The 17907-nt window shown below is 32.2% G+C and carries 13 protein-coding genes and 1 pseudogene; 10 read left to right on the forward strand and 4 right to left on the reverse strand.

From position 1 onward, the window contains the following. Window positions 1–55 precede the first annotated feature (55 nt). Window positions 56–377: pseudogene (locus WFZ86_RS08375) on the reverse strand (radical SAM protein); the annotation flags it as partial. 159 nt (window positions 378–536) lie between these two features. Here WFZ86_RS08375 and WFZ86_RS08380 point away from each other — a divergent pair. After that, entirely contained in the window at window positions 537–1655 is a 1119-nt protein-coding gene (locus tag WFZ86_RS08380) for an SDR family oxidoreductase (protein WP_342691515.1), read from the forward strand. Window positions 1656–1724: 69 nt separating this feature from the next. Here WFZ86_RS08380 and WFZ86_RS08385 read toward each other — a convergent pair whose 3' ends face one another. Next, on the reverse strand, window positions 1725–3008 hold the full coding sequence (locus tag WFZ86_RS08385) for an MFS transporter (RefSeq protein ID WP_342691516.1): 1284 nt from the start codon (window positions 3006–3008) through the stop codon (window positions 1725–1727). 311 nt (window positions 3009–3319) lie between these two features. Here WFZ86_RS08385 and WFZ86_RS08390 point away from each other — a divergent pair, with 311 nt between their 5' ends. From WFZ86_RS08390 to WFZ86_RS08430, 9 genes are all read left to right on the forward strand, one after another. After that, complete coding sequence (locus WFZ86_RS08390; protein ID WP_342691517.1) at window positions 3320–3925, forward strand: RNA polymerase sigma factor; 606 nt, start codon at window positions 3320–3322, stop codon at window positions 3923–3925. A gap of 504 nt (window positions 3926–4429) precedes the next feature. Next, entirely contained in the window at window positions 4430–5533 is a 1104-nt protein-coding gene (locus tag WFZ86_RS08395) for a FecR family protein (RefSeq protein WP_342691518.1), read from the forward strand. A gap of 157 nt (window positions 5534–5690) precedes the next feature. After that, a complete protein-coding gene (locus tag WFZ86_RS08400; RefSeq protein ID WP_342691519.1) occupies window positions 5691–9392 on the forward strand; it encodes a SusC/RagA family TonB-linked outer membrane protein in 3702 nt (1233 codons plus the stop codon). A 12-nt stretch (window positions 9393–9404) separates the two neighbouring features. Continuing rightward, window positions 9405–10886 carry a RagB/SusD family nutrient uptake outer membrane protein gene (locus tag WFZ86_RS08405; protein ID WP_342691520.1) on the forward strand — a complete coding sequence of 494 codons (1482 nt, stop codon included), beginning with the start codon at window positions 9405–9407 and terminating at the stop codon, window positions 10884–10886. A gap of 15 nt (window positions 10887–10901) precedes the next feature. Continuing rightward, complete coding sequence (locus WFZ86_RS08410; protein ID WP_342691521.1) at window positions 10902–11765, forward strand: zinc-binding metallopeptidase; 864 nt, start codon at window positions 10902–10904, stop codon at window positions 11763–11765. Between the two features lie 77 nt (window positions 11766–11842). Further along, window positions 11843–13186 (forward strand): DUF4302 domain-containing protein, encoded by a 1344-nt coding sequence (locus tag WFZ86_RS08415; RefSeq protein ID WP_342691522.1) that lies wholly within the window; start codon window positions 11843–11845, stop codon window positions 13184–13186. 385 nt (window positions 13187–13571) lie between these two features. Next, complete coding sequence (gene bshC / locus WFZ86_RS08420) at window positions 13572–15161, forward strand: bacillithiol biosynthesis cysteine-adding enzyme BshC (protein ID WP_342691523.1); 1590 nt, start codon at window positions 13572–13574, stop codon at window positions 15159–15161. A 14-nt stretch (window positions 15162–15175) separates the two neighbouring features. Beyond that, window positions 15176–16444 carry an acyltransferase family protein gene (locus WFZ86_RS08425; protein WP_342691524.1) on the forward strand — a complete coding sequence of 423 codons (1269 nt, stop codon included), beginning with the start codon at window positions 15176–15178 and terminating at the stop codon, window positions 16442–16444. A 108-nt stretch (window positions 16445–16552) separates the two neighbouring features. Beyond that, window positions 16553–16972, forward strand: coding sequence for a nucleoside-diphosphate kinase (locus WFZ86_RS08430; RefSeq protein WP_064715300.1), 420 nt, complete (start codon window positions 16553–16555; stop codon window positions 16970–16972). Window positions 16973–17138: 166 nt separating this feature from the next. Here WFZ86_RS08430 and WFZ86_RS08435 read toward each other — a convergent pair whose 3' ends face one another. Then, window positions 17139–17435, reverse strand: coding sequence for a DciA family protein (locus WFZ86_RS08435; protein WP_159685879.1), 297 nt, complete (start codon window positions 17433–17435; stop codon window positions 17139–17141). 12 nt (window positions 17436–17447) lie between these two features. Then, window positions 17448–17855, reverse strand: coding sequence for a lipocalin family protein (locus tag WFZ86_RS08440; protein WP_342691525.1), 408 nt, complete (start codon window positions 17853–17855; stop codon window positions 17448–17450). Window positions 17856–17907 lie beyond the last annotated feature (52 nt).

Raw genomic sequence — 17907 nt, forward strand, 5'->3', positions numbered from 1 at the left:
CTACTAATTGCTTAAAACAAGACGCTTCAGGCAAATAGTCTTCTTGACAAATTTACAAAGCCAAAGTTGGATTTTTTCCTTGCAAAAAAGCAATTACTGGATCTATGGTTTTGGAGGTATTCGTCTTGTAGGGCAATTATACGTTTCGAATTATGCGAAATAATTTGTTCAGAAACTTTAAACTTTAAACCTTGAACTTTAAACAAATTTTCAAGTCCTTCTTTCGAAAACAATTTCAAAATCACCTCAATACCCAAATCCTCTTGTTCCGAGGGTACTTCAAAGGTATTCAAAAAAACTTTCATATACGCGGTCGCTGGATACGGAGTATTGAGTTGGGTAAACGGTGGCGTGATGAGAAAGAGTTTTTGTTTCAAAGCGGTATTGTTTTAATGCAAAAGTAAGTTATTTTAAAAAAGAAATCTTTCAAAAACAGACAACTTCAATCCTACTCCAAAAAAGTAATGGTTACCTCCAATCCAAACAACTTAAAGTATGCATTCAATTACACTATATTTGCAGCTCAAAAAAAAACAATGAAAATAATTCTAACAGGAGCAACAGGTGTTTTAGGATCACATATAATGTATGAGTTCTTAGAACTTTTTATAAATAAAAACGAATATTCTAAATTATACATCATAGCTCGAAGTAATGGCAAAAAATCAGCATCTGATCGCATTACTGAACTATTAACCAGTGATTATACTCCTAAAATACTTTTAGATTTTGGACTTGAGAATCTTGAAAAATATTATGAGATAATAAATCTTGAGAGCAATAACTCATCATTATTAGAAGAAATTTCTGGATCATATTTGATTCATTCCGCTGGTTACGTAAATCTTTCTACGGACGAGGAAGTAGAAGAGAAAATTTTCAACGAGAATTTCCTAATTACAAAAGAACTTTTTACTACGTTACATCCTTATATCAAAAAATTCGTCTACATTGGTACTGCTTTTGCCTCTGGAACAAGAAATGGACTTATCGAAAATGACTTCCATAATTTAGATTTCGAACCCAATCATCGAAATAGTTATGAAAATGCAAAACTTCATTCAGAAAAATTTATTGCTAAAGAATGTAGCGCTTATGGTCTGCCGTTTCAAATATTACGACCAAGTGTCATTGGAGGCAAAATGATGAGTAATGAAAACAATTATTTCATACCGAAATATATGGTTTTCTATCTTGTAGCAAAGTTTTTTCATTTCACTGCTAAGCGAAAAAAGAAACAAGACAGTATTAGGTTTATTATCAATAAAGAAACCGTTTTAAATATCATTCCGGTTGATTATGTTGCTAAGGCAATTTTAAAAACTTTTGAAAGACAAGATATCGAACAGCTAAATATTGTCAATCATAAAAGTTTCAATATCTCAGAAGGATTAAAAATAATTATGGAAGAAGTAAACTACGCTAAGTATACTTTTGTAGAAAACACACCAGATTTTCAATACCAAAATACTATCGAAAAATTATATTATGAAAGCATTGGTAAGCATCTAAAACCTTATTTTATTGCTGATAAAAATGAATACAACACTACTTTGTTAAATTCTATTCTCCCAATTCCAGAATTAACAACGGAAGCTTTTACAAATATGATTCGTTATGCTATTAAGTATGAATTCAAAGACATTAATGTATAATAGTTTAAAGTATGTCAACTTTAATATGACTAAACTGGTCTTACATCAAAACCAATTCATAAGCTAAACTTAAAACTGATGACTTTTTCTAGAAATTACTAAAAGAGAACCTAAACTCAACAAAGCAGCCCCCGTCAAATAATACCCCACATACGAAATGTCATAATCCGTAGCCAACCAAATGGCAATCATAGGGGCAAAAGCAGCTCCAAATATTCCTGCTAAATTAAAGGTTAAGGAAGCTCCTGAATAACGGACTTGTGTTGGAAACAACTCAGACAAAAAGGTGCCTAAAGGACCATAGGTAAATCCCATTAATGCCATTCCGATACAAACGAAAACAGTTACCATTACAGCACTTCCCGAACTAAGAAAAAATTGGAAGAAAAAACCAAAAACAGCTATGGCAATAGTAGCCAAAACAAGCATTTTGCGACGCCCAATCGCATCTGCAACCACTGCCGAAACAGGAATAAACAGCGCAAAAAAGAGCACGGAGAACAACTGAATCAACAGAGCATCTCTTTTGGTGAAACCCAAATCAGAAGTTGCCCAACTTAACGTAAATACCGTCATTAAATAAAAAACCAAAAAAGTAGTCACTGCCGCCAAGGTTCCAAAAATCAATTGATTCTTGTAAGAGGTAAGCAAGGTAAGAAACGGGATTTTTACTTCTTCTTCTACTTTTTTAGCCTGTTCAAAAGAAGGCGTTTCAGAAATTTTAGTTCGAATATAAAAACCAACCACTACCAAAAGCGAACTGGCTATAAAGGGAATTCGCCAACCATAATTCATAAAGTCTTCGTTGGACATACTATCCGTTAAAAGCAAAAAAGTCCCTCCTGAAAGCAACAAACCTATCGGAGCGCCTAACTGTGGGAACATTCCGTACCAAGCTCTCTTGTTGGCTGGCGCATTCTCGATGGCTAGTAAAACAGCTCCACCCCATTCTCCTCCTAGACCAACGCCTTGTCCAAAACGACACAACATCAACAACAAAGGTGCTGCAATACCAATACTAGCATAACTCGGCAGAAAACCAATGGCAACGGTAGAAACTCCCATCGTTAGTAATGCGGCTACCAAGGTAAATTTACGACCTATCTTATCCCCAAAATGTCCAAAAAAAGCCGAACCTAAGGGACGCGATAAAAAAGCAATAGAAAACGTAGCTAGTGACTGCAACGTAGCCATAGTAGCATCTGTACTCGGAAAAAAAAGTTGTGGAAAAACCAATACCGCGGCATTGGCATAAATATAAAAATCAAAAAACTCAATGGTCGTTCCTATCAAACTGCCAAAAAGCACGTGTCTTAATCTGTTTTTCTGATTATTCTCTGTTTTCAAATTCATATGAAATAAATAACAACAAATTTTTATATTTTAAAACTTAATCAATATTATCAATAAAACATCAATTAATATAGTTTTTTTCTAAAACGGTTGATTTGCTAAACTATGTTTTTTTAACATCAATTACAAAGATTTATTTTTAAATAATACCAATAAAACATTAATAAATTAGCATTATTAGTATTTTACTAACAAAAAAATAGTGTTTTAAAAAATGTAAACACAAATAAATAGTTTAATTTGTATGTTTTTGATATTAATCGTACTATTACAAAATATTAACAAAAATTTAATACCAAACACCGAATAAATTGATAGAATCCTCCGAACATATCAAAGTAATTGACGATGAGTTATTATGGAAACAATTAATTAATGGCGATGAAAAAGCTTTTTCAAATTTGTTTGAAAAATATTTCAATCAATTAGTTTTGTACGGGTGTTCCTTCTCATCAAACGAGGATAAAGTCAAAGATTGCATTCAAGACGTGTTTGTGGATGTTTGGTTATACAAACAGTCTCTAAATGAAAATATTTCACCTAAAATCTATCTATTATCTAGTGTTCGCAAAAGAATTGCTAGACAACAAGAACGTGATAAAATATTTAATACGTCAACATCGACAAAAGCACTAGAATTTCTTTTTGATTTTTCTATTGAACATGAATTAATAATAGATGAAAATAGTAGAGACAGAATTAGTCAACTAAACAAATTAATAAATCAGCTACCTTCAAAACAAAAAGAAGTTTTATTCCTTAGATATCATCAAGGGCTAAGCATTGATCAAATAGCAGAAATTTTAAACATAAACTATCAATCTACTAGCAATTTACTTCACAGATCACTCCTCAAACTTCGTAAAGATTGGAGTACTTTTATATTTATTTTACCTTTTTTATCTATTCAAAATTAGCAATAAGAAAGCATAATTTAAACTTACATTAAAAAAACATCCTAATTTATAATCAGGTACAATACTTGACATTCATTTTTACAATTTCTTGATCTACCAAAATAGCATGTTTTTATAGAGTATAAATGAATAAGCTTACTTTAATTATATTCAGTAAAAAAACAAATTTTACTTGCTGATAAATGAATCAAATAATAATTCATAGATTAAAAAACTAGAAATAAAAAAGCTATACATAATCATTTATACATTGATTTAAATTTAAAAATATCAATTTTTGTTTCTTCAAAATTCACCTAATTCAACTACAATTACAGTCCTTTTATTCCAAAAAAAACTTTCATAAATAGTAAATTGGAAGATTATCCATCTAAACTCCTTCAAAAAAACCATTCATTTACAAGAACTTCTCAAAAACATAATCTTTTTTTTAAAAATTTTCACAATTTGATGAGTATATTTTAAAACAATTGTCCTTTATGTGTTTATAACTACCCTTCACAAATGCAAAAAAGAGACTTTTATACTGAGATTGATGATTTTTTAATGGACGAATCATTCAAGTTATGGGTACATAACAACCAAGACAATGAAAACTGGGAAGAATGGACTTTAGAAAATTCAAAACGAGCAAAATTAGTAGAAGAATCTAGGCTTTGGATTTTAGCATTAAAGACTAATGTACAAAAAGTGACCCAAGAAGAGCTACAATCTGCACTACTTTCTACTTGGGACAAAATTGAAGTAAAAGAGGAGCAAAAAAAGAACAAAACAACCTTCAATATACCACACATTAAATGGACACAATTAGCAGCATCCCTTTTACTTTTCGTTTTTCTCGGATACAGCTTTTACAACTTACATCTTAAAAATACTGCTTCAAAAAACGATAATGTTTTAACAAAAAACATTCATGACGGCATTATTGTACAAATTAACAATAGTAACAAACCTCAAATCATAATATTATCTGATAAAAGTTCAGTATTGCTACAACCCAATAGTAAACTAAGCTATCCAATACATTTTACTGGAAATGAAAGAAAAGTTTATTTATCGGGTGAAGGTTTTTTTGAAATTAGTAAAAACCCTAAGAAACCCTTCCTTGTTTTTGCCAATGAAATTGTTACAAAAGTTGTCGGGACAAGCTTCAGAATCAGTGCTTTTGAAAACCAACCCAACATTGAAGTATTGGTTAGAACAGGTAAAGTAAAAGTGAAGTCACAAAAAAATAGTACTAACAAAAATGAAGAGATCACTTTATTACCTAATGAAGCGGTTCGTTTTACTAAAAAGAGTGCAACATTTGATAAAGTTACTGATATCATTAAAGACAAATCTTTATTCCAATCTAGTACAAATATTGAACAACTAAGTTTTGAATTTAATGACATTCCAGTTACTCAAATTTTCAACACTATTGAACAAGCTTATCAAGTTAAGATAGACTATCCAAAACAAAAACTTAAAGATTGCTTTCTTACCACATCGCTTAGCGACGAACCATTACTAGAAAAACTTAAGATTATATGCAATGCATTAGGAAAAAACACCAGCTACGAAATGAATGAAAATCAAATTATTATAACAACCGATGGTTGCAATTAAAATTATGCCTATGTAAAAATTTAGATTAAAAAAAAAAGGTGCCAACATGCTGTAACATTTTGACACCGATTAAAAAAAACCAAATTACTTTCTGTAAAAAGTAATCAAAAGAGTTTAAAATACCCGTAATAAGTACTAATAAAACCCAACCAAAATTATGAAAAAACCTGTTGTTAAACAACGATTACTCTATCGAATCATGAAAATAACATTATATCAAATCCTGTTAGCATTTGTGTTTTCAACAATTACCCTTGCAAATAGTGTCAAAGGACAAAAAAAATTAGATACTAAAATTTCTGTTAGCCTTAATAACATGAACTTAAATAGAGTAATTAAGAAACTAGAAAAATCCGCTAATGTAAAATTTTCATACAATTCTAGAATTAGTCAACTTAATTCTATAGTAAACTACCAAGCAACAAATGAGTCACTTTCTAACATACTAAAGAATATTCTTAATCCTCTTGATATAGAATACTTTGAAGTAAGCAATCAAATCATTTTACAAAATAAACTACAGAAAGCAAGTTCTATTGACATTGATAAATTGAATACAACTAATCAAAACAAGCGAACCATAATCGGAAAAGTTGTAGACGAAGACCAAAACCCTCTACCTGGCGCAACCATTCTAGTTAAAGGAACTAAAATTACAACGCTTACTGACTATGATGGTAAATTTGCGATTTCAGTGCCTGAAAACAACACTACACTTGTCATTTCATATATTGGAATGGAAACAAAAGAAGTAAACATAAACAACTTACCCCAAACAATTGTTCTAAAAGAAGTTGGTGAAAAACTTAAAGAAATAGTTGTAACTACAGGATACGAAAAAACATCTAAAAGAACATTTACTGGTGCAGTAAGTAAAATCACTGAAAAAGAATTATTAGTTGAAGGAGTTGTTGATATCAGCCGAATGATTGAAGGAAAAGCTGCTGGTGTAACAGTTCAAAACGTAACTGGAACTTTTGGAACTGCTCCAAAAATTACAGTTAGGGGATCTTCATCTATTTTTGGTGACACAAAACCACTTTGGGTAATTGACGGTATTGTACAAGAAGACATAGTAAACCTATCGTTTCAAGACCTAGCTTCTGGTAACTCAGAAACACTACTAAGCTCTTCAATAGCTGGATTGAATCCTAATGACGTTTTGAGTATTGAAATTTTGAAAGATGCTTCTGCAACTTCTATTTATGGTTCAAGATCCTTAAATGGTGTAGTTGTAGTTACCACTAAACAAGGAAAAAGAGAATCTCCATTAAACATAAACTATTCATTAGAACAAACTGTAAGAACAGTACCTAATTATAGTCAGTATGATATTTTAAATTCTCAAGAAACTATGAGTATTCTTAAAGAAATTGAAGCAAAAGGGTTCCTTGACTTACCTTCAACTTCTCAAGGCCGATATGGAGGCGTTTATAATATTCTTTCTAGAGCAATTAATACCTACAACACAACTAATGGTACTTTTGGAGTTAAAAATGATGCAGCAGGTAGAAATGCTTTCTTACAAAAGTATGAGTTAGCAAATACAGATTGGTTTGCCGCTTTATTCAGACCTTCAATTACACAAAATCACTCTTTGAACTTATCTGGAGGAGGTGTAAACAATTCTTATTTTGCATCACTTGGATTTTACAATGATCCTGGATGGACATTAGCAGACAATGTAAAACAATTTACTTCAAACATTAAAAATACTTTTTTTATTAATGATAAATTAAGTCTTACATTATCAACACAAGCCTCTTTGAGGAACCAGTCTGCGCCAGGAAGTTATGACAGCCTCAGAGATGGTGTAAGCGGAAGCACAACAAGAGACTTTGACATCAACCCATTTAATTATGTATTGAACACCAACAGAACCTTGAGACCCTATGACGAAAATGGTAATTACGAGTACTATAGAAACAATTGGGCACCTATAAATATAATTGAAGAATTAGAAAACAATTATATGGACATCAAAGTGAAAGACATTCGTTTTCAGGCAGATTTAGAATACAAAATAAGTCCAAAATTCACTTACAATTTCACAGGAAATATTAGAAGTGCTAATACAACAAGAGAACATAATATTTTAGAAAAATCTAATATAGTTGGTGCTTATAATGCTCAAGAAACTACTATTGTAAGAGATCAAAACATCTTTTTGTACCAAGATCCAGACAACTTAACAGCTCCAAAAATTTCAGTATTACCAAATGGAGGAATATTAAGAAAATTTTCTAATGATTTAACCTCATTTAATATTCGTAATAGCTTTAGCTACAAAAATGTGTTTAATGAAATTCATGAATTTGATGCTTTATTTGGTCAAGAACTTAGATCTGTTGATAGAAATAGTAATAATTTCACATCATACGGAATACAATATAATAAAGGTTTAACCGCATTTACAGATCCTAGAATATTAGAAAAATTAATAAATGGTGGCGAATCATATTTTGGTTTTAACGAAGAAAGAGAAAGAACCGTTGGTTTCTTTGGAAAAGTAGGATACACTTACGACAGACGTTATACAGCATCTATCACAGGAAGATATGATGGTTCTAATAGACAAGGAAATAGCGGTTCTTCTAGATGGCTACCAACTTATACTTTTAGTGGAAAATGGAATATTAAGGAGGAAGGCTTCATGAAAAACATGGAAAAGTTGAACACCTTAAGCTTAAGAGGCTCATATGGCTTAACTGCTACGGCCGGGCCAGCAACAAATTCATTAGCTATCTATAGAAGTTTTGTAACTGACCGTCTTAATCTTGGAGATAGAGAAACTGGTTTGAATATTGATGAACTTCAAAACGGAGACTTAACTTGGGAAAAACAATTTGAAACCAATATTGGTTTAGATTTAGGTGTATTCAATAACAGAATTCAATTCACTACTGATGTTTACAGACGTAAAGCGTTTGATTTAGTTGATTTTGTAACTACTTCAGGTATTGGAGGTCAAAAATTAAAGCAAGGAAATAATGCCAATATGGAAACTAAGGGTATCGAGCTTGCTATTACAACAAAAAACCTAAACAACACTAGATTAAAGTGGTCAACATCTTTTAATTTCTCCATATTTGATCAAGAAATTACAAAATTACAAAACACACCATCAGTATTAGGTTTAGTAGATGGGACTGGAGGAAATGCAATTGGTCATCCAAGAAATGCCTTGTATTCTTATCAATTTACAGGATTAAACAGCCAAGGATTACCTACTTTTATTATGCCTGAAGGAGAATTAGATAATGTATCTGGAGCAAATTTTCAAGATTCAGAAAATGTAACTAAGTATTTAAAATACGAAGGATCAATTGAACCTAACAAATCTGCAGGTATATCCAACACCTTTACTTATGACAATTGGTCTTTAAGTGTTCTTATTGTTGCTGCTGGAGGAAACAAAGTTCGTTTGAATCCTATATACTCTGACAGTTATGACGATTTAACTGTTTTTACTAAAGAATTCACAAATAGATGGATCAATCCAGGAGATGAAGCATTAACAACAATTCCGGTTATTGCTGACAAAAGATTAATTGCAAACTATGCAGCAGATTCAAAAGATTTAACAAGAGCATACAATGCTTATAATTTTTCAGATGAACGTGTTGCTGACGGTACTTTCGTAAGATTAAAAAATGTAGCTATTAGCTATGAATTCCCTAAAGATTTAAAGAAAAAATTAGGACTTAACATCTTCACATTGAAAGGGTCATCAGCTAACCCACTTTTAATCTATTCTGACAAGAAACTAAACGGACAAGATCCTGAATTTTATAGATCTGGTGGAGTATCTCAACCGATAACTAGCCAGTATACATTCTCTATCAACGTATCTTTTTAATAAACCAAAAAAATGAGAAAACTAAATATAACACTAAGTCTCTTATTGACATTAGTACTTTCAAGTAGTTGCGATGATTTCCTTTCTGAGATTCCTGACAACAGAACACAATTAAATACACCAGAAAAAATATCTGAAATATTAGTTAATGCATATCCGCAAGCCAACTATATGGAATTTGCTGAAACAATGACGGATAATGTTTTTGACAGTGGTGATTTAACACTGACAACTATAAAGAACACTCAAAATTACAACTGGGAAATGCAGGATGATATTCAAAGAGACACTCCTTCTTTTTATTGGGATGCTTGTTATAATGCTATTGCACATGCCAATCAAGCACTTGATGCCATAAAAAAATTAGGTAACCCAAGTAATTTAAATCCTCAAAAAGGAGAAGCACTTATTGCCAGAGCTTATTCTCACTTTATGCTTGTTAGCTTTTTTTCTCAAAGGTATAATCCTGCAACAGCAAAAACTGATTTGGGAATACCATATGTATTAGAACCCGAAGACGTATTGATAAAAAAATACACTAGAAATACAGTGGAAGAAGTTTTCAATTATATTAAAGCAGATTTAGAAGAAGGCCTTAAATATGTCAATAGTAATTACAAATTGCCAAAATTCCACTTTAACAAAGCTGCTGCAAACGCATTTGCTAGTCGTTTTTATGCCATTACAGGCGAATGGAATAAGGTTTTAGAAGTTTCTAATGAATTATCTGCAAACAAAATTGATCAATTAAGAAACTATCAATCCTATTTAGATGTAGATTTTAATACAGGTACAAGAAAATATTCTCAAGAAAGTGAAAACACTAACCTATTAATTGTTTCTGCTTCATCTATTTACTCTAGAAGTTTTTATTCAAATAGATTTCAATTAACAGGCGCAAATAGAGACGAACTCTTTGGAGTATCAACAAATTTAGTAAATAAAGAATATTTATACCGCCCGTTATCTTACAATGGTCAAATCACTATTTTCGTTCCTAAATTTACTGAATACTTTAAATATACTAACGCAAATGCTGGAATTGGTCTTCCGTTTACCGGTCTTGTATTATTAAGTAATGACGAGTTGTACCTAAACAGAATCGAAGCACTGATTATGACCAATCAAATCGATTTGGCTAATAAAGAATTAGATTACTTTATGTCAATTCGTGTAAAAAATTACAATATCGCTACTGATAAAATAACAGAAGCTAAAGTAATTGCAAAATATCCTGTTATAACTGATGAATACACACCCTTTTATAGCTTAACTCCTGTACAAGCTTCTTATATAAAAGCAATTGCTGAAATCAGAAGAAGAGAATTTATTCATGAAGGCTTAAGATGGCTTGATATTAAAAGGTTTGCTTTAAAAGTAACCCATCAATCATATAATCAAGCGGATAATATTTTAACAAAAGACGATAAACGAAAAGCTATTCAAATCCCATTACACGTATCTAATACAGGAATCGAAAAAAATCCACGTTAACAAAACAACAGAACTATGAAAATATTAAAACAAGTAAAAAAAATAGCATTACTTACTTTAGTATTGCTGATATTTAATGCCTGTTCAAGCGAGGAAGGCCTTAAAGAAAGTCAATTAGATTTATCAACACCAGCTAAGTCAGAATTAGACATTTGGATTGATAATAATTATTTGAATACATACAACATCAATATTCAATATAAATGGAACCAAAATGTAGTAGATAATAATCGTTTTTTATATCCACCCTTGCAGTCTAAGGTACAGTCTGTACTAGAAATTGTTCAAAAAATTTGGCTGGAGAGTTATAAAACCATCGCAGGTCCTGATTTTGTAAAAAAGATTGCTCCAAGAGAATTTGTACTTGTGGGTGGAATTAATTTAAATACTACAGGAACAATAACACTCGGTCTAGCAGAAGGAGGTCAAAGAATTACTTTGTTTGAAACCGATAATGTTAACAAAAAAGATCGCGAAAACGTGAAACGCTTTATTCATACTATTCAGCATGAATATCTACATATTCTTAATCAAACGAAACCATTTGATGAGAAAACGTTTTCAAAAATAACACCTTCAGGATATACCTCTAACTGGTATGCGACTTCTACAGCTGTGGCTAGAGAACAAGGTTTCATTACAGACTATGCAAGGTCAAACATTAATGAAGATTTTGCAGAAATGGCATCTATTATGTTGGTTAACTCAAAAGCGGAATACGAAGCTATACTAAATGCCATAACAAGCAGCACTGCAAAAGCTAGTATAAAAAGTAAAGAAGCTGTTGTAGTAAAGTATTTCAAGGATGCTTTTGGTATTGATTTCTATAAACTTAGAGATGAAGCTGAAAAAAACACTAATGCGGTAATTAATGGATAATATTAGTTTCTAAACACGAATTTGTTTAACCAAAAAACATATTTCAACTAAACAATTTATAATATAAATTTAAAATTATGAAATTAAAGAAAATATTTAATCACTTATTGGTTGCTTTCATTGTATTCCAATTTCTTTCTTGTGATAATAAAGAATCACTAGATTCTCCATTTAACGCTACTCCATCGGAACGATTAAATGCACAACAAAAAGAGCTTAATGACCTATTAGAATCCGCACAATACGGATGGAAAGCTGTTTATTTTACAGATACTACACAGTTGGGAGGCTATACACACTTATTTAAATTTAAACAAGGAAAAGTAGACATGGCCTCAGATTTCGATAGCGATACTGGAACGTATTCTAGCGAATACAGCATCGAATTAGGAAGTACAGTAAGTCTTGTTTTTACAACAAAAAACAGAATACATTTATTGTCTGATTCTAACAATTATCCTGTAGCAAGTTTGAGAGGAAAGGGGTATAAAGGAGACTTTCAATTCCTTTATTATGGTAAAGAGAATGATCAAATCATTTTCAAAACGAATAGAAGTTTTAAAGAATTACGTTTTGTAAAAGCTACAGCTGACGACTGGTCAAACTTAGCTAAAAACATCGCTATGATCCCTAATGTTATTGGTAATAGCACAAGACCTCTATTCAGGCTTCTAGAAACTTTCGATGGTTCAAAAACAAGTCAATTTGATTTCAACTTTACTGAAGCAACTAGATATGCGACAGCTAATTCGATAGAATCAGGTTCTAACATGACTAGTAACATCGGTATCGCTTACACGCCAACTGGTATTATTGTAAGTCCGCCTGTCAAAGTTGGTAATCAAAAACTAACCGACTTTACTTATGATAGTGCGAGCGGAGCCTTTACTGCCACTGGAACAAATAATATTACTGCCACCATAAAATATAGTAACAAACCATTAATAATAACGAATGATTACAAAAAACTTTTGGATGGTAACCCTCAAACATCATTTGGGTATATTTCAGCTTTCTTATCAAAAGCACCTACAAATTCTCCTCTATGTATATCATTATTAAATGCCGTAAATGGAACATTACCAGCAAACCAAAATCTAAGTAGAATACAATTGAATTTCAATACTCCTTTTGGTAATTATATTGAATATAGATTCGCTGGTGGCAAAAAGACAATTTATCACAATATATCAACGGCTGAAAATAGTACAAACAAAACAATTGTACTTACACATGATTCTTGGGAGAGCAATGGTGTTATCATTCCAGAACCAGCATTCTTGAAAGAAATTGACGCAGAACTGATGGATCCTAATGGGTTGTATGTTAAAAAAGAAAATTTCAATATACAATTTTCTAATGCAATTTACACTTTTACAAGTTTTTCAAATCCTTTTAGAATTACAACTTATGCATTATAACAACATCCAAATTTAAAATCTTATTAAACAGAAAAAAGAAGACCAAACCAATGGCACAACAACATTTAAGGCATCAATATACAGAATGCTTTTTATGGCAGGAGTGCTAATAATTTCCTTTTTCATTAGTATGCAAAATCAGTTGTGAATTTTACAACTATGATTATCTTGAACATAAAGCAACTCAAATTGAGTTGCTTTATTATTTTAATCTTATCTGATGAATCAATTTTTACAATTTATAAAACTTAACTTAGGAGAAGCAACTTCATAGTAAACGATTCAAATAAATATTCATGAATTAAAATAAGCCCTCCTATTAAAGAGAAGTTTTTTACAATGTCTTATAATATTTTTTGATATTTTAGCATCAAATAACAACATTATGCCATCCGACTGTATCAGCTTTCAAAATTCTGGGTATTTTTCCTCATTAATCAATGATTATTTAGACCAAAAACCAAACGTACAGCCTTTGTACCATCGATTCCCAACTCTTGAAAACTTTGGCCCTCAAATAGAAGAAAAGAAAGCCAACTTCGAAGACAATAAAAGAGCCGTATTAGTTGCTGCTCTTGAAGCCCAAAATGCCAAAATCAATGCTTCAACGGCAACGTTAAACAACATCAAACTTTTAAATCATTCCAATACCTATACCATTACAACAGGTCATCAACTGAATTTATTCAGCGGACCTTTGTATTTTCTATATAAAATCATTTCAACCATCAATCTTACTAAGGAATTACAACAAAAATATCCTGAACAAAATTTTGTCCCAGTCTATTGGATGGCTACCGAAGACCATGATTTTGAAGAAATCAATTACTTTACTTTCAAAGGAAAAAAATTCTGTTGGAACAGAGAAAGTACAGGACCAGTTGGGCGCTTATCTGCAGAAGGTCTCGAAGATTTTTTAGCGATTTTTGCACTAGAGTTAGGGAGCAGTACCAATGCCGAAATGCTAAAAAATTTATTTCAAGAAGCCTATTTGAAGCACACCAATCTAGCAGACGCGACTAGATATTTGGCCAATGCTCTTTTTGGTCACTACGGATTAGTCATTTTGGATGCTGATGATGCCAATCTAAAAAGACAATTTATTCCATTCATTAAGGAAGAGGTACTTAAGCAAACAGCTTTTTCAAAAGTGAATGAAACTATCCATCAATTTGGAGATTATACCGTTCAAGTCAATCCTCGTGAAATCAATTTGTTTTTTATAGAAGACGACTTAAGAGAGCGTATTATTTTTGAAGACGGATTGTACAAAATAAACAATACTAAACTCCAGTTTTCAGAACAAGAACTACTTGCCGAATTGGAACTTCACCCTGAAAAATTCAGCCCTAATGTAGTGATGCGTCCTTTATACCAAGAAGTTATTCTGCCTAATTTAGCCTATATTGGTGGTGGTGGAGAAATAGCCTATTGGTTAGAATTGAAATCATTTTTTGATGCGGTAAAAGTGACTTTTCCAATGCTTATTGTGCGTAACTCCGTAGTTTTAGCCACTAAAAAACAGCTAAAAAAAGCCGATGCCTTAGCCTTGACTTGGAGCGATTTATTCCAAAAACAAAACTTTTTAATCAACAACAAAACCAAACAATTATCGGAATTCGCCATAGATTTAAGCGATTTGAAACAGCAATTACAACAACAGTTTCAAGCCCTAAATGAACTCGCTTCCAAAACCGACCGTTCTTTTGAAGGCGCTGTAAAAGCGCAGGAAGTAAAACAAACCAAAGGACTAGAACAACTTGAAAAACGATTGCTAAAAGCACAAAAACGAAAATTAGCCGATAGTTTGAATCGAATCACGGCACTTCAAAATGAACTTTTTCCTAACCAAAGTTTGCAAGAACGTCAAGCTAATTTTGCTGAATTTTATTTAGAAAATGGCGAGCAACTGATTCCTAAATTGGTTGAGCAAATAAAACCTTTGTCTACCAATTTTACCATTATTACCTTTTAAAACCTACTTTTTTCATGAGCAAAGACCGACTGATTTCATTGGATGTATTTCGAGGATTAACTATTTTATTAATGACTGTTGTCAATAATCCTGGAAGTTGGTCCACGATTTATGCTCCCTTACAACACGCAGAATGGCACGGCTGTACTCCAACCGATTTGGTATTTCCATTTTTTGTTTTCATCATGGGAACCGCCATTGCTTTTGCCATGCCAACTAAAACCTATGATAGTTCAACCTTCAACAAAATCTTTGTTCGTTCATTGCGGATGATAAACCTAGGTTTGTTCTTTAACTTTTTCGGTAAAATTCAGTTTTTAGACCTTGAAGGAACACCATTAATGATTATTCGCCTACTTATAACAGCTATTGTTGGTTATGCTTTAATGGGGAATTTCAATCAAAAAACCAAAACCTATTTGGCCATTGGATGTTTTATTCTTTTTATGTTCCTTGCTTACAGCGGTATCCCAGCTTATGAAAACGTACGTCTTCCTGGGGTTTTACAGCGTATCGGGATTATATATTTCATCGCTTCTCTTTTATATTTAAAAACTACGCCCAAAATGCAACTCATCGTAAGCAGTGTTTTACTACTGGGCTATTGGGCGCTAATGACATTAGTTCCTGCACCTGGCTTTGTAATTACCAATCTCGAAAAAGGAACCAATTTAGCTACTTGGGTGGACCAAATGGTATTATCAGAACACGTTTGGGAAGCCACCAAAACTTGGGATCCAGAAGGTATTCTGAGTACAATTCCTGCTATCGTAACGGGTTTATTAGGCCTTCAAATTGGGCAATTACTCAATATGAATATATCCAAAAAATCAAAAGCACAAAAAATGCTGAGCATTGGAGCACTATTACTGCTCTTGGGTTGGCTTTGGAATTTTGTTTTCCCAATCAATAAAGCCTTATGGACCAGCTCCTATGTACTTTATACCGCTGGATTGGCCACGCTTATCTTGACGATTTTATATTATTGTATTGACCTACTCAACTTCAAAAAAGGAATCACCCTATTTTTGGTTTGGGGAGTTAATCCTATGATTGTTTTCTTTTTATCGCAAATCATTCCTCAAGCTTTGGTAATGATTTTGGTACAAAATCCAAAAGATAAAACTCCAATCGACTTTTGGACCTACAGTTATGAATTTGGAGTTTTGCCTCATTTCCAAAATCCAATGAATGCTTCACTCGTCTTTGCTTTGCTTTATGTAGGTTTTTGGAGTCTTTTATTGTGGTATTTCTACCAAAAGAAACTGTTTTTTAAAGTATAATCACGCTATTTTATCGCATAATCAAAAATTTGACTTAAAAATGACAATTTCACAAATTGTATTTGCAAAAAAAGTCTATTTTTGCACCAAATTTTAAAAAACCAAAAAATGGCTACAAATAGAACTTTTACAATGATTAAGCCTGATGCTGTAGAAAACGGACACATCGGAAACATCTTAGCAATGATTACAAATGCAGGTTTCAAAATCGTTTCTTTGAAATTAACGCAATTGACTGTTGCTGACGCACAAGCATTTTACGCAGTACACTCAGCTAGACCTTTCTTTGGAGAATTAGTAGAATTCATGACTCGTGGTCCTATTGTTGCTGCCATTTTAGAAAAAGAAAATGCAGTGGAAGATTTCAGAACTTTAATCGGAGCAACTAATCCAGCTGAGGCTGCTGAAGGAACTATCCGTAAAGCTTACGCAACTTCTATCGGAGAAAATGCAGTTCACGGTTCTGATAGCGACGAAAATGCTGCTATCGAAGGTGCTTTCCACTTTGCAGGAAGAGAGCAATTCTAAATCAGTGTTCAGTAAACAGTTTTTAGTGGGCAGTAAAATGCACTAAAAATAGTTATCTCATAAAAAAATCCCATTTTGTTTAGAGCAAAATGGGATTTTTTATTACCTGAAAATTATAATTCAGTAAACGTTATTTAGTCGGTATACTAAACTGAACACTTTTACTTTATCTCAACACCACGTCTCTAACCACATCACGACGTAATTCCTCATTAATCATCGCAATTATTTTCGATTTCCCGTGGCTCAATTCTTCCCGTAAAACAGAAGAAGATAATTCAACATACAAAACGGATCCTTTCAAAATCACATTTTTGGTATAATGATTCACACCGTTCCCCATCAAATTTTTCCAAGCCTCACGAACATCAATCTGGTTAAGTCCCGTTTGCAATTTATTAACTTCAATAATATGCTTCAAGACATCACCTACCGTATTCTGATCATTTAGTCGTTTTGCCATTGTCAATAATTTTTATCGGACCTGTTTTTTATAGTGATACTCTTTTTGCTCTGCATTCCTCAAGACCAATTCCTTTGCATCAATCCTTACCAATTCCTCTGACCATTGCGCAAAATCAGTCTTGAAATCAAGAATAATTTGATCATCTTTCTCTCGAATACGAATCGTTTCTACCAAATCATTCGCCTGAAACGTACCGTCCAATTGCGGCATTACTTTCTTTCTAAATCCGGTATCGCCTTTAATTTCAAAATAATCAAAACTATCATTGCTCGGGTATTCTTTATCTTCACCTTCCTCGAAAACCACTTTCTCAATCTCCCAATACCCAGTCAACAAAGTCACCGATTCCTTCTCAACTTTAGGTTGACACCCTAAAAAAAACAAACAAAGGGTTACTACTACAACTACTTTTTTCATAGAATATTTTTATTTTTTATAAGGAGCTATTTCCTGCTGTCCACTATATCTT

Origin of the sequence: Flavobacterium polysaccharolyticum (genome assembly GCF_038739875.1) — a bacterium.
In the GTDB taxonomy this organism is placed as follows: Bacteria; Bacteroidota; Bacteroidia; order Flavobacteriales; family Flavobacteriaceae; genus Flavobacterium; species Flavobacterium polysaccharolyticum.